This is a genomic window from Pedobacter sp. UYP1 (assembly GCF_040547305.1).
Taxonomy (GTDB): Bacteria; Bacteroidota; Bacteroidia; order Sphingobacteriales; family Sphingobacteriaceae; genus Pedobacter.
This window is the reverse complement of the sequence record NZ_JBEPPL010000017.1, coordinates 24,992-51,789: the sequence shown is the minus strand read 5'-3', so window position 1 is coordinate 51,789 and position 26,798 is coordinate 24,992. Positions and strand designations below refer to the sequence as shown.

General features: G+C 39.0%; 21 protein-coding genes. 14 read left to right on the top strand and 7 right to left on the bottom strand.

Going from position 1 to position 26,798, the window contains the following annotated elements:
• Positions 1-46 precede the first annotated feature (46 nt).
• Positions 47-799, top strand: coding sequence for a class I SAM-dependent methyltransferase (locus ABIB30_RS23830; protein WP_354305555.1), 753 nt, complete (start codon positions 47-49; stop codon positions 797-799).
• Positions 800-1,098: 299 nt separating this feature from the next.
• Here the strand turns inward: ABIB30_RS23830 and ABIB30_RS23825 are convergent, their stop codons facing one another.
• The 7 genes from ABIB30_RS23825 to ABIB30_RS23795 form a co-directional block, all read right to left on the bottom strand.
• Complete coding sequence (locus ABIB30_RS23825) at positions 1,099-2,004, bottom strand: glycosyltransferase family protein (protein WP_354305554.1); 906 nt, start codon at positions 2,002-2,004, stop codon at positions 1,099-1,101.
• Positions 2,005-2,007: 3 nt separating this feature from the next.
• Entirely contained in the window at positions 2,008-2,769 is a 762-nt protein-coding gene (locus ABIB30_RS23820) for a class I SAM-dependent methyltransferase (RefSeq protein ID WP_354305553.1), read from the bottom strand.
• 79 nt (positions 2,770-2,848) lie between these two features.
• Positions 2,849-4,189: a flippase gene (locus ABIB30_RS23815; RefSeq protein WP_354305552.1), complete on the bottom strand. Its 1,341-nt coding sequence runs from the start codon at positions 4,187-4,189 to the stop codon at positions 2,849-2,851.
• Between the two features lie 18 nt (positions 4,190-4,207).
• Positions 4,208-4,720 (bottom strand): DinB family protein, encoded by a 513-nt coding sequence (locus ABIB30_RS23810; protein WP_354305551.1) that lies wholly within the window; start codon positions 4,718-4,720, stop codon positions 4,208-4,210.
• A gap of 95 nt (positions 4,721-4,815) precedes the next feature.
• Positions 4,816-5,505, bottom strand: coding sequence for a YjjG family noncanonical pyrimidine nucleotidase (locus tag ABIB30_RS23805; protein ID WP_354305549.1), 690 nt, complete (start codon positions 5,503-5,505; stop codon positions 4,816-4,818).
• A 7-nt stretch (positions 5,506-5,512) separates the two neighbouring features.
• Positions 5,513-6,157, bottom strand: coding sequence for a uracil phosphoribosyltransferase (upp, locus tag ABIB30_RS23800; RefSeq protein WP_354305548.1), 645 nt, complete (start codon positions 6,155-6,157; stop codon positions 5,513-5,515).
• The gene (locus ABIB30_RS23795; RefSeq protein WP_354305547.1) at positions 6,147-7,268 is read right to left on the bottom strand and encodes a DUF7033 domain-containing protein; all 1,122 of its coding nucleotides are present in this window, start codon (positions 7,266-7,268) and stop codon (positions 6,147-6,149) included. Before ABIB30_RS23795 ends, upp begins: the two co-directional genes overlap by 11 nt.
• A 68-nt stretch (positions 7,269-7,336) precedes the next feature.
• Here ABIB30_RS23795 and uvrB point away from each other — a divergent pair, with 68 nt between their 5' ends.
• The 13 genes from uvrB (at position 7,337) to ABIB30_RS23730 (ending at position 26,643) form a co-directional block, all read left to right on the top strand.
• On the top strand, positions 7,337-9,385 hold the full coding sequence (gene uvrB / locus ABIB30_RS23790) for an excinuclease ABC subunit UvrB (protein WP_354305546.1): 2,049 nt from the start codon (positions 7,337-7,339) through the stop codon (positions 9,383-9,385).
• The gene (locus ABIB30_RS23785) at positions 9,385-9,585 is read left to right on the top strand and encodes a YwbE family protein (RefSeq protein ID WP_068405291.1); all 201 of its coding nucleotides are present in this window, start codon (positions 9,385-9,387) and stop codon (positions 9,583-9,585) included. The genes uvrB and ABIB30_RS23785 overlap by 1 nt, the downstream gene beginning before the upstream one ends.
• A gap of 134 nt (positions 9,586-9,719) precedes the next feature.
• Positions 9,720-9,989, top strand: a complete 270-nt coding sequence (locus ABIB30_RS23780) for a DUF4834 family protein (protein ID WP_354305545.1) — start codon at positions 9,720-9,722, stop codon at positions 9,987-9,989.
• An 84-nt stretch (positions 9,990-10,073) separates the two neighbouring features.
• Positions 10,074-12,539 (top strand): YfhO family protein, encoded by a 2,466-nt coding sequence (locus ABIB30_RS23775; RefSeq protein ID WP_354305544.1) that lies wholly within the window; start codon positions 10,074-10,076, stop codon positions 12,537-12,539.
• A gap of 458 nt (positions 12,540-12,997) precedes the next feature.
• A complete protein-coding gene (locus ABIB30_RS23770) occupies positions 12,998-13,849 on the top strand; it encodes a UDP-2,3-diacylglucosamine diphosphatase (RefSeq protein WP_111635083.1) in 852 nt (283 codons plus the stop codon).
• 28 nt (positions 13,850-13,877) lie between these two features.
• Entirely contained in the window at positions 13,878-14,864 is a 987-nt protein-coding gene (locus tag ABIB30_RS23765; protein WP_354305543.1) for a glycosyltransferase family protein, read from the top strand.
• Positions 14,865-14,960: 96 nt separating this feature from the next.
• Positions 14,961-15,875 (top strand): DUF6427 family protein, encoded by a 915-nt coding sequence (locus ABIB30_RS23760; RefSeq protein WP_354305542.1) that lies wholly within the window; start codon positions 14,961-14,963, stop codon positions 15,873-15,875.
• Positions 15,876-15,949: 74 nt separating this feature from the next.
• Positions 15,950-16,705 carry a type III pantothenate kinase gene (locus tag ABIB30_RS23755; protein ID WP_354305541.1) on the top strand — a complete coding sequence of 252 codons (756 nt, stop codon included), beginning with the start codon at positions 15,950-15,952 and terminating at the stop codon, positions 16,703-16,705.
• Positions 16,689-18,008, top strand: coding sequence for a BamG family beta-barrel-assembly machinery protein (bamG, locus tag ABIB30_RS23750; RefSeq protein ID WP_354305540.1), 1,320 nt, complete (start codon positions 16,689-16,691; stop codon positions 18,006-18,008). The genes ABIB30_RS23755 and bamG overlap by 17 nt, the downstream gene beginning before the upstream one ends.
• The gene (locus tag ABIB30_RS23745) at positions 18,008-18,580 is read left to right on the top strand and encodes a hypothetical protein (protein ID WP_354305539.1); all 573 of its coding nucleotides are present in this window, start codon (positions 18,008-18,010) and stop codon (positions 18,578-18,580) included. The genes bamG and ABIB30_RS23745 overlap by 1 nt, the downstream gene beginning before the upstream one ends.
• Positions 18,581-18,964: 384 nt before the next feature.
• The gene (locus ABIB30_RS23740) at positions 18,965-22,174 is read left to right on the top strand and encodes a SusC/RagA family TonB-linked outer membrane protein (RefSeq protein ID WP_354305538.1); all 3,210 of its coding nucleotides are present in this window, start codon (positions 18,965-18,967) and stop codon (positions 22,172-22,174) included.
• Positions 22,175-22,191: 17 nt separating this feature from the next.
• Positions 22,192-23,619: a SusD/RagB family nutrient-binding outer membrane lipoprotein gene (locus tag ABIB30_RS23735; RefSeq protein ID WP_354305537.1), complete on the top strand. Its 1,428-nt coding sequence runs from the start codon at positions 22,192-22,194 to the stop codon at positions 23,617-23,619.
• A 255-nt stretch (positions 23,620-23,874) separates the two neighbouring features.
• Entirely contained in the window at positions 23,875-26,643 is a 2,769-nt protein-coding gene (locus tag ABIB30_RS23730; RefSeq protein ID WP_354305536.1) for a TonB-dependent receptor, read from the top strand.
• The last annotated feature ends 155 nt before the right edge of the window (positions 26,644-26,798 follow it).

Below are 26,798 nucleotides of genomic sequence, written 5' to 3'. Positions count from 1 at the left end.
TTAACCCGAAGAGACGAAACAAAAACAACAGAAAAAGAAAACACACATGGATAACCTTTTAACAGACAGACAATTTTGGGTAAATTATTGGGAAAGTAAAACAGGACTGTCAGTCAATATCCCTGCAAACTATCTCTTTCATAAAGAGCTCACCACCATAGTCCAGACCCAAAAGGTAAAAACTGCCATAGAACTCGGTGGATTTCCCGGCTACTACGCTGTCTTCCTTAAAAAATACCTTAAACTCGATGTTACCCTCCTGGACTATTTTGTCCATCAGCCCGTAACCAACGACCTGCTCAAAGCCAACAACCTCAAAGAAAGCGATATTCACAGTATTGAAACTGATCTCTTCAACCATAAAGAAACCCAGCAATACGATCTGGTTTTATCCTGTGGCTTGATTGAGCACTTCAACGACACCGCCGACATTATACAGCGCCACATAGACTTCGTCAAACCAGGAGGAACCCTTTTCATCACTCTGCCCAACTTCAAAGCCATCAACGGCTGGTTTCAGAAATCATTTGACCGGGCCAACTACGACAAACATAACATCTCCTGCATGGATCCCGCTCTCCTTGCCGAAATCTGCAAAAAAGCCGGCCTCGAAGTTATCCAATCCAAATATTTCGGGCACTTCAGCATCTGGCTTGAAAACGAAAAACAACGGTCAACCGGCGTAAAAATCCTTAAAAAAACCATATGGCTTGCCGGGAAAGTATTCACAAAAATAATCCCGTTCAACTCCCGTCAACTGTCCCCATATATCATTCTGGAAGCCAGAAAACAAAAGTAAAAACAATCCTAAAGCTTCAATAAGTAGTTTTGTCTGGAAAGTGAATCAGTTTTTCCTTCAGAAAGTTTCAGGAAAGAAGGAAGTTTCTCTTTTTATTCCAAAAACATAACCTAATTATGCACCCTGCCAAACCACTCCAATATTTGAGAAGTAGATCTTCTTTTAAAGTAAAAGTAGGGCGGCTTGTCATACCAGTTGAGAAATTAAAAACCCCTGATACTGTAGGTGACCAGCGTTGGTTTTACCAACAAACGGCACCGACAGTATCGGGGGGGGTATATTTCGCTGGTGGAGAAACCCTACTTTAAAAGACCAATCTCTTTCAAATACCTCTTCAATCTTTCTATATAGCTCCCCTTCCTCGTACTTAAAAACCCCTTTATAGCCTGATAAGCCACAGAACTCTCCTTCACAACCTCCGGAAAAACCTTCACCCGGCTCGGATTAATAATCACATTATAGATATCATTGATCCCAGAATGTACCCCAGAACCATCATGGCCAATATTATTCACTAACGACTGGCTCGGATTTAACGTCAATCCGCCCCTTAAAAACACCGAAGCATACCACCTGATCGCCCACGAATTATTCTTTCCACTCTTAAAATCCTTCATCTGTTTCCAGAAATTCATTTGATGCTCAATAGAGAACTCAGCCCTTTTCCGCGCATCAAACTGCTTCATCAATACGTCAATATTTGGCTCAAAATGCTGCCACGCCCTACCCCACGTTGCCCACCCCCAGCTCGTTGCCGCCCTGTAAAAAAAAGTCTCCGGCAGCGTATTCTCCTTCAGCGGGTACATATAAGCACCAATATGCATTACCTTCTCCTGCTCACGATAACGGTTCAGCGCATCATTAAAATAAGTCAGCGTATAAGGCGAAGTCACTAAATCATCCTCAAAAACGATCACCTGCTTATAATCCTTTACCAATCTGCTTACCCCCGCAATTACAGACTCAGCAAGGCCCATATTACTTTTTCTCTCGATAATCTCCACAGACCTGAATCCATCAATATGTTTCAGTAACTCCCTTACTTCCTTCACATTCTCTTCCTCGGCCTCTGACTTTGGGCCGTCAGAAAAAACAAATAGACGGCTTTCGGCCGCCAGTTCATTCTGTCTCAGAAACTTAAGCGTACGTTCAGTATGCTTGGGCCTGTTGTAAACAAATAAGGCAATAGGAGCGAAACTTTGCATGAATTAAAATATTTGAAGTGTCTGACTTGATTTTCTGGTTAAAACGGTATATGCATTCCCATATTGTTCCTGCTTTTTCGTTCCTAATAAATTCCCAACCATCTTTTTGATCCGGTATTCCAGCTCAATCCTCAAAACCTTTGAAAAAGTCCCTGGCGTTTTGTTATTGACGAACTGGTTGAACTTAATCGTTGCCGTAGGCGTCATAGAAACCTTATCATCTATAATCTCTAAACCCTCACTCTGCAATAAAAAACGCAAAGCAGTAGGCGTGTACATATTAATATGTCCATAATCCAGGAAATGTTTCATCCTTTTATCCACCCCGAAACGATAATCCAAAGGAACTTCGACCACGATATGTTTGGCTACACGTTTTAACTCCCGGATTAAAATCCGTTCATGCTCTACATGCTCCAGTACATGCGCCAAAATAACCAGATCAAACTCATTGTCCCCGTAAGGAATCTGGTAGCCATCAAAGCGCTGTACCTCTTTCAATCTGCTTAAACCGCGACTCTGAATCAGAGAAACACCCGTATCAGCAATTTCCAGCGCATAAAGTTCCTTGCCGAAATTCCATTCATTTAAAAAATGAAGAATACTGCCATCACCCGCACCGACCTCCAGTACTTTAACAGGCTGGATGCTTTTGCAAACATCCATAATATTCTTTGCCTTAGCTTCCGCTCCAAGCATGCGCCAGGTCGTATCGGTCTGTGTATAAAAATTGTCGTATGCTGATTTTACTTCATCGCTTAACATGGCAAAAATTCTTTTTAGGTGTAATATGAATTCTGAAAAATCCAGGCAACTTCAGCCTCTGCTTAAATCTGAACAGTTACTAAACATGCGGTGAATTTTTCTGACGATTGAATATTTTTTGAAACACAGTGAACAAAAATAATGATTTTAACATCATTATACCCTGATCCCTGGTTTTGGGAATTAATAAAAGATAAAAAGCACTGACCGCACAAGCGATTAAAGTAGCAATAGACGCGCCTACACCACCATACAGGGGGATCAGCCATAAATTAAGTAAGATATTGATCACAGCACCCATTGCCGTCCGCTGGAAAGATATCATGGTATAACCTTCTGCCAGTAAATATTGGGAGCTCGCACTGCCTAGAAAAACGAATAAACCAGACCAGATATGTATCGATAACATTTGCCCCGCACCATTATAAGTGTCGCCATAGAGAAACTGAATAATAAACGGCGCTAAAAATGTGATCACTATCGCTACCGGTAAACTAATAAATACCAGTAAATCATATAAATTCCTTAAACGTTTCTGATACCGGTCCAGATCAGTTTTCCTAGCATGGATTAAAGCTGGAAAGACGGAGGTTACAATGGCTACAGGAATGAAAAACCAAGCTTCGCTAATTTTTGCTGCCGCGCTGTAAATCCCAACTTCTACACTACCTACGCTCTTTAACATCACCTGATCAATCTTCATGTAGATAGAAACCATAACTGCCGATAGTATCAGCGGAAAAGATTGTTTTAGCAAACTGATAGCCCTTTTGCGGCTAAAAGTCCAGGTAAATAAGCTAAACCCCCTTTGATGATACATATAGACCAGGCCAGTAGCAAGTGCAAGGCTGTCAAAAGTCAAAGAAGCTGCAAAATAGATCAGCGGCATTTTGAAAACAACGAGTAATACCTTCACCACGGCAGATAATACCACGCAGATATTCTGTACTTTAACTACGTATTTAGAAGCAACCTGTGATTGAAAATATGAATCAATCACATTAAATGACTTGAAAAAGGACGCAAAAGACAAGATTAAAATAATCCAGGTCAGTGAATCTCCCGGTTTTTCTGAATAATTATGGAAAAGCAGGTAAATACAAACCGTAATCGGGATTAATAATGCATTTACTCCTAAACGCATCAATAAAGAAGTACCTAAAATTTCATCTTTCTTATGCGGTTCATTCAGAATTTCCCGGATAATAAACGTGTCCAAACCTAAAGCACCAACAGCCGCGATAATCATGGTGAAAGCATCTGCAAAACTAAGTTCCCCAAAAGAAGAAGCACGAAGATACCGCGCAATGACGAAGCCAACTACCATGCTGAGAATTTTCCCAAACATCAGCCAACCCGTATTTTTAAAATACTTGTTAAACGCTTCCTCGTCAAAACCTTTTAAACCCGGTAATTTCATCCGCGCAAAGATGTGAAATTAAAAACTCTTCTCAATTCGCTTTAATTGTTTCAAATGATGCTTTAGATGGATTTCCATAAAACGGAACCATTGTGATGCATTTAAATAACCTAAACGTGGATGACGGGTTTTAAGTGCGGGATCAGCTAAATGAAGCTGGCTATAAACAATATCAAGCTGTTCAAGGAATTTCTGGATAAATGCTGCCGCGGCCTCTTTTGTGATTTTTCTTTCCCTTCCAACTAATGCTTTGGGCACCTTATACTTTGCATTTGGTGGAAAGCTCCCGATAAATAAGATCACTTTGACAATGAAAGCAGTAGACTTTATTTTTCCTTCTCCTTTTATACAGTTATCCACTTCTTTAAGTGTCAATATACTGATGTCAAAAATATGTGAATATACTTCGCTGTATGACCATCCTCCAATAGGGGGTGTTTCTTGAAACTGACCCTCAGAGACCTCCCGTAAAAAATGCTGATAATTTGCTGAAATATCTTTCAGCGAAGAAAAAACGGAAGAATTGCGCATAACTATACTTTATAGATTTAGAGAATTTATATTCAGGTCATCATTTTGGTAATGACCTGAATATAAACTGCTGTTCCGATTAAAACAGTAGATTGCTAAAAATGTTGCATTAATTCTTCCAAATGCAATATTTGCCATGCTACATCAGCAGGTTTGGCAATATTTAAAGGGTTAAAGAAAATAGCTTTGATTCCAAAATCCTGTGCACCGCGGATGTCAGCTTCTAGACTATCACCAATCATGATACTCTCTTGTTTCTCTGCACCCGCCTTTTGCAGTGCATACTCAAAAATTGCGCGGTCAGGCTTATTCACACCCACATCTTCAGAAATAATTACGTTCGAAAAATATGGGTTTAAATTACAGGTTGCCATTTTAGTCAGGGTAGTTTCCTTGAACCCGTTGGAGATAATATGCAGTGTGTATTTTTGTTGTAAATAGGATAGTACCTTTTCTGACCCTTCGAATAAGTTCTTTTTTCTTGGGCTTTGGTTCACATAATCAGCCTCAAACCCCTGGGGCACTAAATCTGGCGAAACACCCAGCTGAACAAAAGTTCTGCTGAAACGTTCGGATCTTAATACTTCTTTGGTGATTTTCCCCAGGTGATACTCCGCCCACAGTGCATGATTATTTTCCGTGTAAACGTCAATAAATAGATCGCAAACCGGAAGACCAAGCAGATTCAGATCATACTGATGATACAATTCAGTTAAGGTTTCCCTTGCATTTTTATCAAAATCCCAGATCGTATGGTCTAAATCAAAAAAGATATGTTTGATCATTTGATACTTAGATTTTGGTTCCGTAAGCAAGATCTCCGGCATCACCTAATCCAGGTACGATATAGGATTTAACGGTCATTTCATCATCGATTGCGCCCAACCATAATTTGGCATGAGGTAAGTTTGCACGTACATGCCTTACCCCTTCAGCACTTGCAATAGCAGCTACAATATGTAATTCTTTGATTTTGTATTTCGCCATTAGTTCTTTACAGCACAAAACCATGCTCAGGCCAGTAGCCAGCATCGGATCAACCATAATTAAAACTCTGTCTGTCAAATCAGGAGAAGAAATGTAATCCACATGAATCTCTATCGTCCCTGCAGGATTTGATTTGCGGTAAGCAGTAACAAATGCTGCATCAGCGCGATCAAAGATATTCAGCATGCCTTGTTGCATAGGTAATCCAGCACGTAAAATTGTAGCCAGTACCGGCTGACTGTCCAACGCTTTAGTTTTAGCAATTCCCAATGGAGTCTTCGTCTCTGAATCGTTATATGGCAAGTTTCTACTGATCTCCCAGGCAAAAAACTCACCCAGTCTTTCCAGGTTTTTACGGAAACGCATCGTATCCTTCTGGATATTTTCATCACGTAATTCTGCCATGAAAATATTCGCAATAGAATTTGTTTTACTCAGGTCAAATATCATTTGGCAAAGATAAAAAATTGCTTAACAATTGTGTGTATAGTCTTCTTCCAACTTTCCCTTTACCGAATTCCGGCAAAGTTTCTTTGTGCCATAAAATATAAAAATGACCATTTAATAATTTGACATTTTCTATCAATTTTCCCCATTGATCTATTGTTTCATCAATATTAAATGTCCTGCGCTGTAAGAGAATAGTATCATTGATAGCGATAGGATAAATTTGTAAATGTGTGGTTTTTTCCAGCTGCAGATCATACCAGAAAAATGGGGTACAAGTACCAGCTCTAAAGCCAACTGTGGTGTCATAACCCATTCTATAATCCTTGAGTACACCCGATTTCAGCAATTGAAGATAGCTTCTTGGAAAAGTAATCTGCCGGTCGCAAATCAGGTCTACTCCTGCAGAAGGTTTAAAAAAATAAACCGGTGCCAGCTGATGTTTTTCATGTTGTTCATTCAGAAATAACGATAATCCGCTGCCCTTGGCCTGCGCTGCAGATCTGGGACGGGAAATGAAAGGGATATTCCTTAAAAAATTAACCGCATGCTTAAAAATATTAAAAGAGCTCATTCCCGGCGCATCGTACATGCACACCAGTGGGGTGAACTCAAATTTCTTTTGTCCGAAATGGAGTTTAGGATAACGCTTCAACAACATGTTTTTGAGCAGCAGTGCCCAGCCATCTATAACCGGGAATTCCAGCAGCTTAAGTTTGAATTGTAAACTTGCCTCAGGAGGGTAATTTCCTGCTGCATCTGCCGTAAAAGGCAGATACTCTTCATACCGGCTTACAAAATAAAATGCTGCAGCGAAAACATCAAACGGCAAACTGCTGTTATCTACTGCAAAAGGGACAATCATATCCCCGAAAGTTGTGGTCTTGATAGTTGGAGGCGAAATGGTATGTGCAAGCAGGAAATCGGAATTTTTAAAGAAAGGCTCATCACCAACAGGCATCTCAGAATAGCTGATTTTAGGCAACGGTGAAGCCTTAAATTCTTGCACATTCGAACTGAACCCTGCCTGTGTTTTGAGGATATCGGTGAAAATAAAGTTGAAAACATACTTTATCCTGGGCGTAAGTATGGGAACATATACCAATAATTTCATGCTGCCAATAAATTTAGGATATAATCACGACAATCCAATACATCAATAATTGTTATCTTTGAATAGCTATGAAATTTCAACTTGTTTCAGATTATAAACCTACGGGTGATCAACCAGCCGCCATTGAACAATTGGTTACAGGCGTTAACAATAATGAAAATTATCAGACATTACTGGGGGTAACGGGATCTGGTAAAACGTTTACAGTAGCCAATGTGATTCAGCAAACGCAGAAACCCACTTTGATTCTGAGCCATAATAAAACATTGGCTGCCCAATTGTATGGAGAATTCAAAAACTTTTTTCCTGAAAATCAGGTGAATTATTTTGTTTCTTACTATGATTATTATCAGCCAGAGGCTTATATGCCCAGCAGCAATACCTATATCGAAAAGGATTTAAGTATTAATGAAGAGATTGAAAAACTCAGACTAAGAACAACTTCGGCTTTAATGTCGGGACGCAGGGACGTAATTGTCGTTTCTTCCATCTCCTGTATTTATGGTATGGGAAATCCGGAAGATTTCTCCCGCTCGGTATTCCGCTTTGCGGTGGGTACCAGGGTTTCCAGAAATACATTCCTGCATAGTCTGGTTGAAATTTTATATGCACGGACTATCAATGACTTTAAACGGGGAACGTTTAGAGTTAAGGGTGATACCGTTGATATCTTTCCGGCTTATTTAGATACTGCTTACCGCATTTCTTTTTTCGGAGATGATATTGAAGAGCTCAGTATTATCGATCCGGTTACGGGTAAAACAATAGAAAAAGTGGAAGATATGGCCGTTTATCCGGCAAATCTGTTTGTGACACCAAAAGATAGATTTACTTCCTCTATCTGGGGAATTCAGGAAGAACTGGAAGTCAGGAAAAATCAATTGATAGGAGACAGACAATTACTGGAAGCCAAGCGATTGGAAGAAAGAGTCAATTTTGATATTGAAATGATGAAAGAACTGGGTTATTGTTCAGGTATTGAGAACTATTCAAGGTTCTTCGATGGTCGTCAGCCCGGCATGCGTCCCTTTTGTTTACTGGATTATTTCCCTGAAGATTACCTGATGGTGATTGACGAAAGTCATGTAACTGTACCACAGATCAGGGCGATGTATGGTGGCGACAGATCGCGTAAAATGTCATTGGTGGAATATGGTTTCCGCTTGCCTTCTGCTTTGGATAACAGGCCTTTAAATTTTGAGGAATTTGAAAGCCTTGCCCCGCAAACGATCTATGTAAGTGCAACACCTGCAGATTATGAACTGCAGAAAACAGAGGGGGTTGTAGTGGAGCAGGTTATCCGCCCTACAGGCTTGCTTGATCCGCTGATTGAAGTACGGCCGGCAGTAAATCAGGTCGATGATTTACTGGATGAAATTGATAAAACTATAAAAATGGGCGACCGTGTACTGGTAACCACCCTGACCAAACGTATGGCAGAGGAATTAACCAAATACATGGACAGGCTGAATATAAAATGCCGTTACATCCACTCTGAAGTGAAAACACTGGAAAGGGTGGAGATTTTACGGGGATTGCGTTTAGGCGAGTTTGATGTGCTGATCGGGATCAACTTGTTAAGAGAAGGACTGGATTTACCAGAAGTTTCTTTTGTCGCGATTCTGGATGCCGATAAGGAAGGGTTTTTAAGATCAGACCGGGCATTGATCCAGACCGTGGGCAGGGCGGCGAGAAATGACAGAGGCAGGGTCATTCTTTATGCGGATAAAATAACAGATTCCATGGCCAGGACAATAGATGAAACCAGTCGCCGCAGAGAAAGACAAATTGCTTACAATACGGAGCATGGCATTACCCCTAAAACAGTGGGAAAAAGCAGAGAGGCTATTATGGAACAGACTTCTGTACTCGACTTCTCAGCAAATACAGAGCATAAAAATGCTTATGTGGAGACTAATCAGGCGAGTATAATGGCAGATCCGATTGTGCAGTATATGACACAACCCGAAATGCAGAAATCAATTGATAAGACACGAAAAGATATGGCTAAAGCAGCCAAAGACATGGATTTCTTAATGGCTGCGCGGTTGCGTGACGAAATGTTCGCAATGGAAACAGTTTTTGCAGAGAGATTTGGTAAACAAAAAGTTAAATAATGGACGGAAAGAACAGAGCGGATATTTATCCGGGATTAGAAGTAGAGATCATTTTAAAGAAAGATCAGCGCAGCGGGAAGCTGACCAGGGGGATTGTTGCTAACTTATTGACTTCTTCAGCTTTTCACTCCCGTGGGATTAAAGTTCGTCTGGAAGACGGACAAATAGGAAGAGTTGCAGAAATCGTTGAAGAAGATTAGGTCTTTAAATAGGTTTAAATGCTGGTCAAAGCAACATTTCTGTACAGATTGTAATTATTATATAACAAACAGGCAGTCTTTGTAATAATCAGCATTGAATTCTGTCTATATTTGTAGATTAACTGAAAAAATAAATGGGATTAATTAAATTTCTTTTTTTTACTATACTGATACTCTGGATTATCCGTCTTTTATTGAGACTGGTTTTTCCAATGGTAATCAAAAGTATCTTCGGGAAAATGCAGCAACAGTCTTCAGGTTATGCCGGACAGCAGCAGCAACAACAACAGCGCTACTCTACTAAACCAGAGGGCTCGTTGTCAATTGACTATGTACCGCCACAGCCTAAGCAGGGAAATGCCGATAAACTAGGTGATTTCGTTGATTACGAGGAAATTAAATAAAAATATCCTGCTAATCGATATATTTCCTTCCTAATCTGTATCAATTTTATATTTTTGGGGTTAGTTTAATATAAACAGACCTTAATGAACAATTGGTTAAAAAGGAATGGCATACACTTAGCCATCAGTGCATTTTTTGTAATTTTATGTTTCGTCTATTTTAGTCCTGTTTTACAGGGAAAAGTTCCGATTCAAGGCGATGTCATGCAGGCTAAAGCCATGCAGCGGGAGATCATGGAGTACAAAGCCAAAGATGGAAAAGGTCCACTGTGGACGAACGAAATGTTTGGTGGGATGCCTGCTTATCAGATCTGGGTTCAATATCCGCTCAATCTGACTACTTATGGGATAGCATTGATTACAGATGTTTTACCAAATCCTGTAGGAACAGTTTTAATGTATCTTTTAGGTTCCTACCTGCTTTTCTGCGTATTAAAGGTTAACCCCTGGCTTGCTGCGGCAGGCGCAATCGCATTCGCATTTACTTCTTATAATTTTATAATTATTAGTGCCGGGCATAGCAACAAGGCTCTTGCAATTGGCCTTTTTGCGCCGATCCTTGCAGGAATTATTCTGACTATGCGGGGTAAATACTGGATGGGTGCAAGTTTGACAGCACTTTTTCTGGCCCTGAATATCAGAGCTAACCATATCCAGATGACTTATTATTTTCTGTTGGCGCTGTTAATTTACATCGGAATAGAAATCTACCACGCTGTTAAAGCGAATAAAACTAAAGAACTTTCTAAAGCGCTTGGGTTTCTTGGAATGGCTGTACTGCTTTCAGTAATGGTTAATGCGAGTAACCTGTGGACAACTTATGAATATGGAAAAGAGACTATCCGTGGTAAATCTAACCTGACTGCAGATGCAGCAGAACCAGATAGTGGTCTTCCAAAGGACTATGCTTATCAGTGGAGCCAGGGGGTAAGTGAATCTTTTACCTTTTTGATCCCTAATTTATATGGTGGCGGATCTAATCGCCTGGATGCTAAATCAAACGTAGCTAAAGCTATTGAAACCGTAGGTGCTTCACCTGAGCAAGCAGCCGGTTTTGCAGCGCAGATGCCAGTATACTGGGGCGATAAACCGGGTACTGCAGGTCCTTATTATTTCGGAGCAATTGTATGTTTATTATTTGTATTCGGTTTGTTTATTGTACGTAACCGTATTAAATGGTGGATTTTAGCGACAACAATCTTATTCCTTTTCTTGTCATTTGGTAAAAATCTGCCATTTATATCTGATCTGTTCTTCGACTATGTACCATTGTACAACAAATTCAGAGCTGTAGAATCTATTCTGGCAGTAGTTGGGTTGTTGTTCCCAATATTAGCTGTACTTGCTGTTAAAGAAGCTCAGGACGGACAATATGACCAAAAATACCTGGTTAAAAAACTAACGTGGTCTGCTGGTATAACGGGTGGCTTCGCCTTGATTATTGCCGTTATGCCTACTTTGTTCTTCAGTTTCAAGACTTCTGATCATGAAGCTTTTCTGAGTACACTGAGTCAGGCAGTAAATAATGATAAAAACATTGCGCTTACCATTGGTAATGCGCTGATACAAGACAGGGCTGAACTGGCAAGAGCCGATGCTTTGAGAACTCTGATCTTTATCGCCATCGGATTTGGATTAACCTGGGCATTCATCACTAAAAAGATGAAAGCAGAATATGCTTTTGGTTTACTGGCTTTATTTATCCTGATCGATATGTGGCAGGTAGATCGCCGTTATTTAAATAATCAAAACTTTGTACCTGCATCTTCGCTGACGAATCATTATCAGCCAAGAGATGTAGATACTTTTATTTTGGCAGATAAAGATCCTGATTTCAGAGTATTTGATACATCAATCCCGACATTTACCAGTGCAGATGCTTCATACTTCCACAAAACAGTTGGTGGAGCGCATTCAGCAAGGCTAAAACGTATTCAGGAACTGGTTGATCATCAGTTTACGAAAAGCGTAAACCACGATGTGCTGGACATGCTGAATACTAAATATATTATTACGCAGGATCAGCAGACTGGTGCTTATAAAATGCAGCGCAATGAGTCTGCGGCCGGTAACGCATGGATTGTAGATCAGGTTCAGTTTGTGAAAAACGCTGACGAAGAGATGAAAGCAATCAGCAGTTTTGATCCTAAGAAAGAAGCTATTGTAGATATTAAGTATAAAAACTTAATTGATACGGCTAAAGCGGGTATTGGCGGGCCAACATCGTCTATTAAGTTAGATAGTTATCATCCGGATCACATGGTTTATTCTTATAGCGCGCCAAGAGACGTAATCGCGGTGTTCTCTGAGATCTATTATGATAAAGGCTGGAAAATGTATATTGATGATGTTGAGAAGCCTTATTTCAGAGCTGATTATACATTACGTGCTGCACAACTTCCTGCTGGAAATCATAAAATTGACTTCATTTTCCACCCTACTTCTTACTATATGGGAGAGAAAATCTCATTTGCAGGTTCAATCCTGTTGATGTTAGGTTTAGGGTTTGCTGTTTATACAGATCAGAAAAAAACAAAAAAGGTAGGTTAATACTTTTTTAACAGATTAATGAGAAGGGTTGTTGCATGATGCAGCAACCCTTTTTTGTTGAGGTGAAAAATTGAGGTTTTGCAGGGGTTTTGGCTAGGTACTGTAGGGGTTGTGGTATACATTGAAGTAGTGTTGAAGAACCGTTGAAGAAGGGTTGAAGTAGCCCAGGCTACTTCAAGGGTAGTTGAATGCTAGTTCAAGGCTAGTTCAACCTACAACACAACCTAGCCACAACCCCTATAAACCTGAACTCATGCCAACTAGAAAATCAGCTTGCTCTAACCCTCTTAAATACTAATATTTATACCATAATACTTACTTAACACATTGTTAACCTGAGTTTTGCATATTTGTGTATATAAACTGAACTGATATGCAAGAAATAATTACGGTTGTCTGTGTTATCGCTCTTGTAGCTTTCTTTTTCAGTCCCTATGAACTAACCATAGATGAAGACGATGTGTAAAAGAGAAGTTGATATTGTTGTGATTTCTGATGTCCACCTGGGCACTTACGGTTGTCATGCAAAAGAACTCCTTAAATATTTAAAAAGTATCAAACCCAAAATATTGATCCTGAACGGAGATATCATTGATATCTGGCAATTCAGTAAAAGATACTGGCCTGAAACACATATGAAAGTTGTCAGAAAACTGATGAAGTTTGTAACTGAGGGAGTACCGGTATACTATCTGACAGGAAATCATGATGAGTTATTGCGCAAATTCGCAGACATGCACCTGGGCTCTTTCCATATCCAGAATAAGCTGGTTTTAGAACTCGATGGAAAAAAAGCATGGTTTTTCCATGGCGATATCTTCGATGTGACGATGCAGCACTCTAAATGGCTTGCCAAATTAGGCGCAGTGGGTTATGACAGTTTAATTCTCATCAATAGCTTTGTCAACTGGGGACTGAAACTCTTTGGCAAAGAAAAAATGAGTTTTTCTAAAAAAGTTAAAGCACAGTTTAAAGACGCCGTTAAGTTTATCAATAAATTCGAGGATACAGCTTCCGAACTGGCTGCGCAAAATGGTTATGCCTATGTAGTTTGCGGCCATATTCATCAGCCCGAGATGAGGACAGTAACTACTGAAGATGGGCAGGTATTGTATTTAAACAGTGGTGACTGGGTAGAAAACCTGACTGCACTGGAATATAAAGATCAGAACTGGAACATCTTCAAATATGATGCTAAAGACTTTCAAACCGACGAAGTCGAAGAGGGAATTCTTTCCGATAGTGAGGATTTGCATAGTAAGCTGGATATCAATATGTTGCTACAAAAGATAAAATTAGAAATTGTCTAGCAAATAAAATTACAGATATTCGGCAAGGATGAAGATACTTTATGCTATTCAAGGTACAGGAAACGGCCATATCAGCCGCGCACGTGAAATCGTGCCTTTATTACAACAACACGGCGATGTAGAATTATTAATCAGTGGTACACAGGCGGATGTTAAACTGAGTCAGCAAGTGGCTTATCAGCTTCATGGTTTTAGTTTTATTTTCGGTAAAAAGGGTGGGGTAGACCATTACGAAACCTGGAAATCAATGAATCTTCCACGGTTCGTAAAGGACATGCGTCAGCTACCACTCAAAAATTACGATCTTATTTTAAATGATTTTGAACCTGTTACAGCCTGGGCATGTAAATTAAAGGGAGTAGAGAGTGTAGGTTTAAGTCATCAGGCATCTTTTCAATCGAAGAAAGTTCCAAAGCCTAAAAGTATTGACTGGGCTCAGTTGGTAATGAAATATTATGCACCATCTACACATTACGTAGGTTTCCACTTCAAAGAATACGACGATTTTATCCATACCCCAGTTATTCGTTCGGAGATCAGAAATCTTCAGACCAGCAACCTGGGGCATTATACAGTATACCTGCCTGCAATAGCTGATGAAATGCTGGTGCCAATTTTACAACAAATTCCCCATGTGCAATGGCAGGTTTTCTCTAAACATACAAAAACAAGTTTTACTGCCGGGAACGTGTATGTCCGTCCTGTCAATAATGAACAGTTTAATCTGAGCATGGCAAGCTGCGAAGGCTTATTCACTGGTGGTGGTTTTGAGGGGCCGGCTGAAGCTTTATTCCTGGGTAAAAAACTTCTGGTTGTGCCCATGAAATTTCAATACGAGCAACAATGTAATGCTTATGCTCTGCAGGAAATGGGCTTGCCAGTAATTTGGGGGTCTAATAAAAATTGGCTGCCTATAATTCAAAAATGGGTGCTTCAGCCGCAAATGCATCAATTTAATTTTCCTGATGAGACTGCTGATGTGATTGAAAAAGTTGTCAGCCAGTTTGCCAGATAAATTTCTTTACTTTGCCCTTCTATTTACGGCATGATCAATCAATTCAAAACGTTAAACCCTATTAATATACTCCTGCTGTTCGCATATACTTTTTTTATGCGGATCTCGATTTTGATCAATCCACCAGTGCGGTTGAATTTTGAGTTTATGGAGCCGTATGCCAAGTTTTTGATTCAAATTCCTATAGGGGATAATTTTTCGGTGATTACCAACATTCTGCTGGCTGGTATTTTGGTTTTTATCCAGGCGATCATCTTTAACAGGATCGTTAATAACCATACTTTACTGGCTAAACCAAGTTTCCTGCCAGCTTTACTCTATATTACGGGAGCCAGTTTATTTGATCCTTTTCTTATTCTCAGCCCGGTACTGATTTCCAATTTCATGTTGATCCTGATCATGGATAAATTGTTGAAAATTGGTAAATCGCCCAATGCCATCATGATTATGTTTGATATCGGGCTTTTTATTGCAGTAGGTACGCTGATCTATTTTCCGTTTGTCATGATGCTTTTGCTCATCTGGCTAAGTTTATTGCTATATCGCTCATTTAACTGGAGAGAATGGGTTTCGGGATTGGTAGGCTTTCTGGCTATTATCTTCTTTCTGGCTGTGTTCTATTACTGGAACGACAATCTGGGGATGTTTTATAAAATATGGCTCCCTTTAAAAAATAAATTCCCGTCGATGTTTAAAATCAGGTATAATGATTACCTGGTGCTGGTTCCTGTAGGAATCACGATGGTATTAGCCACTATACAATTGCGGGAGAATTTCTTCAGGAGTTTTATCAGTACCAGGAAGGCCTTTCAAATGCTGTTTTTTATGTTTTTAATCGCAATTTTAAGTGTCTATACGAAGTCGAACTTTAAACTATACCATTTTCTACTCTGTGTGCCACCGGGCGCAGTTTTGCTGGCTTACTATTTTTCGAATGCAACAAAACGATGGTTTTATGAAAGCTTGTTCGTTATTTTGGTCTTAACGATACAGTTCTTTTTGTTTGTTTAACTTTTTTTAACAATTTGACGGCTTGAAACTTGGTAAAGATTAATAGCTTTGTAACATGAAGTGTGGATTGGTAAATGCATAATCTCGTAATAGATATCGGCAATACTAACAGTAAAATAGCTGTTTTTAACGATAAAGTGCTGGTATTTTTTCAAATCCTTGAGCATTTTGATCAGCAGGTACTGACGATATTAATCGCTGAGTATAAGGTTGCTAATTCTACTGTTTCCAGTGTGAAAAAAGCTGATGCTGCACTTTTAGCCATTTTGGAGGCGCAAACCAATTATATGCCGTTTTCTACCAATTTGAATACTGGCATAAATAATTATTATAAAACAATATCCACTCTCGGACAAGACAGATGGGCAAAAATAATTGCCGTTCATCATGCTTATCCTCAGCAAGATTGTTTAGTTATAGATGCAGGGACCTGTATTACCTATGATTTTTTAAACAAGGAGGGAGCTTATTATGGTGGAAGCATTAGTTTGGGCCTGAATATGAGGTTTCTTGCTTTGAATCACTACACTGGCAAGCTGCCATTAGTAAAGTGGGACAGGGAATTACAAATTATTCCTCAGGGTACTGATACGGAAACTGCCATTATAAATGGCGTCCTGCAGGGTGTAATCAACGAAGTTGAAGGATTTATAGCATTAAATAATAAAAATAATAAAGAACTGAAGGTAGTTATAACTGGAGGGGATGCTACTTTTTTGCTGGAACAATTAAAAAACAGCATCTTTGCACCTCAAATTATACACGATCCCTATTTAGTATTAAAAGGATTAAATGAAGTCATTGCATTTGAATATGTACAAAAAAATTAATTATATAACTGCAGTTTTAGTTCTGCTAGCCAGCATTTCTGTTAACGCACAGGTTACTACCCAGTCGCCATATTCTAAATATGGAATCGGAAACCTTAAAGGTGTCTTACTCCCTCAGTTCAGGGCGATGGGCGGAATTTCGACAGCGGTGAATAAACCTACCGGATATAACAATATCAACATTCAGAATCCAGCGTCTTATGCCGGAATCACTTCGACAACTATTGATGTTGGTGTTGCAGGTACTTTTACCAATCTGAAAAAGGATGGTGCAGCCGAAAACAGTTTCAATGGTACGTTAAGTCATCTTGCTTTGGCTTTTCCGGTTAATCAGCACTCTGCATTAAGTTTTGGTATTCTGCCTTATTCAGAACTGGGCTACAATTTCTCTAACAGACAAACTGTTACAGGTACTCCTGGAAACCCTTCAACTGCTGATGTAAATAATGTTTATTCTGGTGAGGGCGGACTATCAAAAGCCTATATTGGTTATGGTTACCGTTTTGGTGATCACTTTAGAATTGGTGCCAATATGGAATATCTTTTTGGTAACCTGATTGAAAACAGAGGAGTGGAATTCGTAAATGATCCAAGCGCTTTTGCAACCCGTTTGCAAAACAAGAATAGCATCGGGGGTATCAGTTTCTCTTATGGTGCGCAGTATGATGTCCGTTTAACCTCTAAAATGTTATTGACTTTTGGTTATTCAGGTTCATCTGCTTCTACAATCAATTCTACAAGAACCTTTATGGCCAGCAAATATTTGTATGATGGCAATACAGGAGAAGGTAATGTAACTGTAGAAACTGTGGATTCTATAGGAAGCGGAAAATCTAATCTGAAACTTCCTTTGATCCATAACTTCGGAATTGCACTGCAAAAAGATAACAAATGGCTGATTGGTGCGGATTTCAGAACCGGTAAATGGTCTTCTTATGCTATTAATGGTGTGAACCAGGGTTTACAAAACAGTCAGGGCATATCTGTTGGTGGCCAGATTACACCTGATATTACTTCAATCAATAGTTATTTCAAAAGAGTTGACTATCGTTTAGGCTTTAGTTATGATAAGACTTATATTAATATATCTGATCAGGATGTGAAACAAATGGCAATATCATTTGGTCTTGGGTTGCCGTTGGCAAACTCTCAAACCAGGGGTACATTCTATAAAATGAATTTCACAACTGAGCTGGGCCGCAGAGGAACGATGCAAAGCGGTACGCTTCAGGAAAACTATATCAGTGTTCATTTGGGCTTCACGCTGAATGATACCTGGTTCAAAAGATTTAAATTCGACTAATGAATACTGCCGGTATATTATCCCGTATAGTTATACTGTGCTTTGTCCCGCTTTTTTTAAGTTCCTGCAATGGGGATGACTTAAAAAAAGCGGCTACAATATCCTCCAAAAAACTTATACTCAGTAAGGACCGGTCTTTAAAGGTAGAAATCGTTTTCAGCGATTCTGCCGTTGTTAAAGCCAAAGGGTTTGCACCCATTCTGGATCAGGTAAATCCATCTTCAGGCAGTAAATACCAGGAGATGCCGAAAGGGGTGAAAATTACCTTCTTCGATCCGAAACAAACCATTACAGGAACTATTACTTCTGATTATGCGATTAGAAAAGAAACCGAACAGGTAACGATATTTAAGAAAAATGTTGTTGTTGTCCGTGATGATCTGACTTTTAACACAGAAGAGCTAACCTGGAATCAACAAAAAAAGATGTATTTCTCTCCAAAAGGGATAGTTACCCGTCCAGATGGTACGGTTTTAAATGCCATAAACTTTACTGCGCCTGAAGATTTCAGTTCTGTTGCCTTTGAACAAGGGTCAGGTGAAACTTATGTTAAGGGCGACCTCGGGCAATAACCTCCTGTCCTTCCGAAAATGATTCTCTACTGAGCTTTTCAAGCTTAGTCTGTAACTATATTGTTATGAATTCCTGCGACAAAAAAAATGGCTGATTAAACCTTTCAAATATTGGGAAAAATGCCGCTTTTAATATCGTTTTAGCACTTTTTAGGTAAAAAATAATGCACTGTAATATTAATCGTTAGTTAATAACCAAAATAGCAATTTGCCTATACTTTTGGCTACAATATTTTTTGAATAAACGATTTAAATTGTCAAAAAATGTAAAAAAAAGTTTTTTACATCATTTTCAAACCCTATATTTAGTGATTATCAACCAGTATGAGTATCAACCACTCATTAACCATTATTAACAATTAACTAACTAAATTATTTGAAATTATGAAAAAACTTCTACAAAGTTTGTTCGTGCTTTTGTTCTTTGCGGTATCTGCAATGGCTCAGGAGCGGACAATCAGTGGTACAGTTACGGCTCAGGAAGATGGCCTTCCCCTTCCGGGCGTAAGTGTGAAAATCAAAGGGACACAAATTGCAACCAGCACATCTGGAAATGGAAAATTTACGATTCGTGCAGGCAGCAATGCAGTATTAGTCTTCTCTTTTATCGGTTATTTACCTAAAGAGGTTACTGCAGGCGCAAATGCAATCAATGTGTCTTTAGTAGCGGACAACCAGCAACTGAATGAAGTTGTGGTAACAGCTATGGGACAGTTAAGAACTAAAAACTCTTTGCCTTATGCAGCACAACAGGTTAAAGGAGATGAATTAACCCAAACAAGAACGGCAAATGCGGCTTCAGCATTGTCTGGAAAAGTATCTGGTCTACAAATTATTCAAGGTAACGCAATTGGTGGGTCTACCAATGTGGTTATCAGGGGTAATAAATCATTAACAAGTAACAACCAGGCTCTATTTGTAGTAGATGGTGTACCTGTTGATAACTCAAACAACAACACTGCCGATCAAAAAACAGGAAGAGGCGGATATGACTATGGTAACGCTGCTGCGGATATCAATCCTGATGATATTGAATCAGTGAACGTACTAAAAGGAGCTGCTGCAAGTGCATTGTATGGTTCAAGGGGTGCAAATGGGGTTGTAATGATTACAACAAAAAGCAGAAAACAAGGTGGTATGGGTATCACGATTAATAGTGGTTTATCTATTGGATCTATTGATAAATCTACATTCCCTACCTATCAGAAAGAATACGGAGCTGGTTACTCAAGTGGATACGAAAGTGGTGATGGTTTCCTTTTAATTGATGTATTAGGTAACGGAGTAAAAGAAAAAGTTGTACCAACAAGTGAAGATGCTTCTTATGGAGCAAAGTTTGATCCTAATTTATTAGTTTATCAATGGGATGCTTTTGATCCTGCTTCTCCTAATTTTCATAAAAAAACTCCATGGGTTGCAGCGGCTAATGGTCCTGCGTCATTCTATCAAACTGCTATTTCTAACAGCAACAGTATAATGTTAGATGGAGCAACAGATAAAGGAAGTATCAAACTTGGTTATAGCAGAAATGATGAGAGAGGTACTTTACCTAACAGTAGAGTGCTAAAAAACATCGTGAACTTTGGTTCTACTTATAAGATTACTGATCGTTTAACTGCTTCTGCTTCTGCGAATTTCTCGAAAATCGACGGTAAGGGAAGATATGGTTCAGGATACAGTGGTCAAAACGTGAATCAGAATTTCAGACAATGGTATCAAACTAACGTAGATATGCAGGCTCAAAAAGATGCATACTTCAGAAATAAAAAGAATATAACCTGGAACTGGGCAGACCCATCAACTCCAGAGGGCTTAGTTGCAAAATACACTGATAATTATTACTGGACAAGATATGAGAATTTTGAAACCGATACCAGAACCAGGATTTTCGGAAATGCAGCGTTAAATTACAAAGTTAACGATTGGTTGAATGTGATGGGAAGAGTAACTTTAGATGCCTACAATGAAAATCAGGAAGAACGTATTGCTGTAGGTAGTCAGGGTGCTGCAGCTTATTCGCGTCAGGATCGTACTTTTAATGAGACAAACTATGATTTAATCGCGAATGTTGATAAAAACATTTCGAAAGATTTGAACTTTAAAGCACTTTTAGGTACTAACATCAGAACAAGTAAAGTAACAAGTATTTTTAATACGACTAATGGTGGTTTAATTGTACCAGGTTTATACAGTATATCGAATTCTGTTGGAACTCTGGCTGCTCCTATTGAAACTTATCAGCCTAAACAAGTTGACGGTTATTTTGGTGGTGTTACACTTGGTTATAAGGAATTTTTAACTTTTGACGGTACATTCAGAAGAGATAAATCTTCAACTTTACCTGCAGGTAATAATGCTTATAATTATTACTCTATTGCTGGTAGCTGGTTATTTTCTAAACATATACAACAAGATTGGTTGTCTTCAGGTAAATTAAGAGTTAACTATGCTACAGTAGGTAATGACGCGCCATGGGGCAGTACACAAAATTCTTACAAAATAGAAAATCAATTTGGGAGTACAATTGTAACTTCATATCCAATTACAACTAATAATAGTAAGCTGAAGCCTGAGCAAACAGAAAGTACTGAATTTGGTTTGGAAATGGCTTTCTTGAAAAACCGCCTTGGTTTTGATGCTTCGTATTATATAACTAATACTAAAAATCAAATCCTTCCTGTTTCAGTTTCTCCATCAGTTGGTTTTTCTAATACTTATGTTAATGCTGGTGTTATCCAAAATAAAGGAGTTGAACTTTCTGTATATGGTACTCCAATCAAGACAGATGATTTTAACTGGACTATTAACGTAAACTGGACCAGAAACCGGAATTTAGTTAAGGAATTATATAATGACAGTAAAAACGTACAGATTGCAAGTTATAATGCCGGTATTAGTGTAAATGGAACATTAGGTCAGGCTTTCGGAACAATCCAAGGTAAAACTTATGTTTATGATGCTCAGGGTCAAAAAGTTATTGGTGCTGATGGTTATTATCAAACGACAAGTTCAACTAATAATGTAATTGGAAATATTAACCCGGACTGGATGGGTGGTATTTATAATAAATTCAGATACAAAAGCATCACTTTAGGCTTTTTAATTGATATTAAAAAAGGTGGTGATTTATGGTCATTGGATCAGTTCTATGCTACTTATACAGGTATATTGCCTAACACTGTTGGTAATAATGATTTGGGCAACCCAGTTAGAAATCCTGTTACTAATGATAATAAAAGCGGGGGCGTTATTTTACCTGGTGTAACAGCTGATGGTAAGCCAAATACGAAACGTGTAATTATTGATGCAAATAACGGCAGATATCCGCAATCAGAATTTATTTATGACGCGGGTTATGTGAAGTTAAGAGAAGCGACTGTGACTTATAGTTTACCAAAATCGCTTATTGCAAAGTGGGGACCGGTTAAAGGTGTAGATCTTTCTGTTTTTGGAAGAAACTTATGGATTATTCATAAAAATCTTCCATATGCAGATCCAGAAGAGAATTTATCTTCAGGTAATGCTCAAGGCTTCCAAAGTGGTGCTTATCCTACTACAAGAGTTATTGGATTCAATGCCAAATTATCATTCTAAAATTAAATTCTATTCAGATGAAAAAACTAATTATATTTTTTATTGGCGTACTCAGTTTAGCGGCCTGCAAAAAAGATATCACCACCTTAAATACCGAAACGAAGAATCCGGCAACTGTACCTGCGGGTAGTTTATTTGCTTTTGCAACTAAATCTTATGTAGATGCAATGACCAGTGCAAGTGTAAATGTTAACGTATTTAGATTTACGGTTAGTCATTGGGCAATGACCACGTATCAAGATGAAGCAAGATATGATTTTACTACAAGGACTATTCCTTTATTCTGGTTTAGATCAATGTATAGAGATGTGCTACAAAACCTAAGTAATTCTGCACAAATAATTAGTGCTGACGCTACAATAACACCAGATGAAAAAGCTAATAAATTAGCTATACTTGATATTATGCAGGTTACTACGTTTAGTACGCTTGTGAATACATTTGGTAATGTGCCGTATACTGAAGCGCTTAATCCGGCTAATTTATTTCCTAAATATGATGATGCCAAAACTATTTCGCTTGATCTGATAAAACGGTTAAATAATGATATTAGTCAATTAAAAACAACAAGTCCTGGGTTTTCGACTTCAGAGGATCTTATTAACAAAGGTTCTATTGCGAAATGGATAAAATATGCTAATACATTGCGTATGCAACAAGGAATGATCCTTGCTGATGTAGACGCTGCTACAGCTAAAGCTGCGATAGAGGCTTCAGATGCAGGCGCAATTTCTGCTGCTGCTGATAATAGTTCTTTTCAATATTTAGCAGGTGCACCAAGTCAGAACCCATTGTTTGTTGATATCGTTACTGGAGGCCGTGGTGACTATGTCGCTGCTGAAGATCTAGTAAATAAACTTACGACACTTGCTGACCCTCGTTTATCTCAATATTTTGCTAAAACTGCTGCTGGTACTTATGTAGGTGGAAAAGTTGGTGCTAACAATACAATTTCACTTTTCTCTCTTCCTGCTCCAAAAGTTTATGCAGCTGATGCTCCAACTTTAGTGATGGATTATGTAGAAACTGAGTTTTTCAGAGCTGAGGCAGTTGAAAGGGGATTTGCTGTATCTGGTAGTGCTGAAACTCACTATAATAATGCAATAACTGCATCAATTATCTATTGGGGTGGTACAGTTGCAGATGCTGCAACTTATTTAGCTCAGCCAGCTGTAGCTTATGCAACAGCTACAGGTACCTGGAAAGAAAAAATCGGAACACAAAAATGGATCGCTTTATATGACCGTCCTTTCAATGGCTGGACTGAAATGAGAAGACTTGATTTTCCTAAAATTACAGCTCCAGTGAGTGCGAGGTCTACTTTTCCAACAAGATTTACTTATCCGGGCAATGAGCAACAGTTAAATGGTACTAACTATGCTGCTGCTGCTGCTGCAATTGGTGGTGATTTAGTTACAACTAAGCTATTCTGGGATAAATTCTAAATCTCAGATGCTTTTATTATAAAATTAAGATCATTTTAATGATTTTAATTGAATACCCTCAGGAATTTCCTGGGGGTATTTGTTTTTAAGGCTAAAAATATTCAGGTTTTGCCATTAAAAATTGAAAAATGGAATTCTGCTGAGGAATTCCATTTTTTTAAGGTAAAATGTTGGTTTTTAGTGTTGTAGGTGAAAAATAGTGTATATTAATGTAATAAAAATATTACCTCAATCAAAACCTATCAACCAAGACCTATGAAAAAACAGTTATTAATTGTTGTCGCATTGCTATTCCTATGTACAGGGATGGTAATGGCGCAAAAAAAAGCAATCACCGGAACCGTTATTGATGGAGCCAATAAAGAAATTATCCCTGGTGTATCTATCCGCGTTAAGGGCACTACACTAAGCACAAGCACCAACCAAAATGGACAATTTTCTATCCTGGCAGGGCCGGCAGACCAGCTGATTTTCAGCTATACCGGTTATACTGCAATAACAGCGACTGTAGGAACCAACACAAAAATTGATATAACTTTAGAGAGTAATACTGCCCAGTTAAATGAGGTCGTATTGATCGGTACGCGTTCTGCGGGCCGCGTAAAGTTGGAAACGGCGGTTCCTGTGGATATTGTCAATGTCAGCAAATCTGCGGCTACAACTGGACGTATGGAACTTACAGATATCTTAAACTATGCAGCACCTTCTTTTAATTATAATAAACAGTCTGGTTCTGATGGGGCGGATCATGTGGAACTAGGTACTTTAAGGGGTTTAGGGCCTGATCAAACCCTAGTATTGATTAACGGTAAACGCCGTCACTCTACTGCTTTTGTTTCTGTATTCGGGACACGTGGAAGGGGGAACTCTGGTGTAGATCTGAGTACAATACCCACAGCCTCAATTGACCGGGTAGAGATTTTAAGAGATGGTGCGTCTGCACAATACGGCTCTGATGCGATAGCAGGGGTAATCAATATTGTTTTAAAGAAAACAGTGAACCAGTTTAATATCAATGTGGGTTATTCTGGATACTATGATCCTGCATTTAACAGTAAAAAAAGTGTAGTAGCCAACCAATATCCGCATGGTGGATCAATTGATGGAAATGCAGTTAATGTAGATGCAAACTATGGCTTTAAAATAGGAAAAGAGGGTTTCCTGAATATTACCGCAGATTACTCGAAAAGTGGAAAAACATACAGACAGGTGCATGATACCACTACGTCAGATCCAAAAGCATTACCTGTAAATACAGCCAGACGTGCTAACGGAGACGGTTCGTCTGAGAATGGGACTATCTTTTTTAACAACGAAATCCCGTTAAGTGCCAAAACTACCTTTTACAGTTTTGGCGGATATAGCTATAAAGGATCTGATGCTTATGCATTTTCAAGAAACTTTCTGGCCAGACCGGATCGTTTTCCAACAACGGGCAGCGGTGCGTTGATTCCGGTAGACGGGGTGATTTTTAATACACCAAACGGGGATTCTTATTATAATCCGCTGATTGAGACACACAATACTGATCTCTCATTTGCAGGTGGTCTGAAAGGGAGTTTTGGAGATGCCTGGGATTGGGATCTGAGTAATAATACGGGAAGTAATAATTTTCATTTTTATGGTGAAAAAACGTTTAATGCGTCATTAGGGGCTGATAAGACACATTTTGACGATGGAGGATCGGCTTTCTTACAAAATACAACCAATCTGAATTTTAGTAAACACTTTGATAAAGTACTTTCCGGGTTTAACCTGGGTTTTGGTGCAGAATACCGCTACGAACGCTACAAAATCTTTTCGGGAGAGGAAGCTTCTTATAAAAACTATGATCCAAATGGGGTAAAAGCAGCAGGTTCGCAAGGCTTTCCGGGTTTTCAACCTGGTGACGCTGTCAATGCAAACCGTAAAGTATTCGGTGGCTTCGTGGATTTCGAGGTTGATATTACTAAAAAATGGCTGATCGATTTCGCCAACAGGCTGGAGCATTACAATGACTTTGGTTATAATTTCAGTACTAAATTTGCTACCCGTTACAAGCTGACGGATAATTTCAATATCCGTGGTTCGGTAGGTACAGGTTTCCGTGCACCGTCTTTACAACAGATTAACTATAGTTCTACCTTTACGAACGTTCAGGGCGCTATAATTTCTGAAGTTAAAATTGCACCTAACTATAGTCCGATCACACAGGCAGCAGGTATTCCTAACCTGAAACAGGAAAAATCTAAAAACGCAGGACTTGGATTTACCTTTAAACCGGTTCCTGAATTCAGTGTTACTGTAGATGGGTATATCATTAAGGTGACTGACCGCGTCGTATTATCGGGTCAGTTTAGTGCAGATGATACTTCACTGGATCCATCATTTACCAATGCACTGAAAGCATTGCATGTAGGCTCGGCGCAATTCTTCGCCAATGCGGTGAACACTACTAACCGTGGTTTAGATGTAGTCCTGGATTACAATAAAACTATAGGAGATAACCGTTACCGTATGTTGTTTACAGGCAACTTTCAGCATATGACCATTGATAAGGTCAATTATCCGCCCATTCTGGGGAAAACGGAGACTTTACAAGAGACTTTCCTGAGTTCAAGGGAGAAGAAGTTTATCCTGGCTTCTGCCCCGGCAGCTAAATTCTCTTTAAACCCGGAATTTGGACACAAAGATTTCACTGCGGGTTTGCGCTTTACTTATTTCGGGAAAGTTAATATCTATGGTTATGGCGATGGATCAACTATTTATCCTACGGTACCTGCAGATAACGGGTCCGGTCAGTTGCCAGATCTGTACAATTACAGCGGAAAAGTGGTAAGTGATCTTTATTTCTCTTGTAAATTGAATAAGATTGCTCGTATTACACTGGGTTCGGATAATATATTTAATGTACATCCTGATCTGGGTTATATTAAAGGAGCAAAAGGATATGCTTATAACAATGAACCTGCGGGGCCATTTGATGCAGTGCAAATGGGCGGAAATGGAAGGCGTTTCTTTGTTCGTGTGGGTTTAACCCTATAGTATTTCAGTTAAAAGGATAAAAACCTGCACCGGCCGGTCTGACTTGCCTGTGTGGGTTTTTGTGCATTTTCTCTGCTGTAAAAACTTTATTGAATCAAATTTAAATTTGCTCATATTCAAAAACATTAAATTGTTTTCTTTTTTTAGCAAAAGTT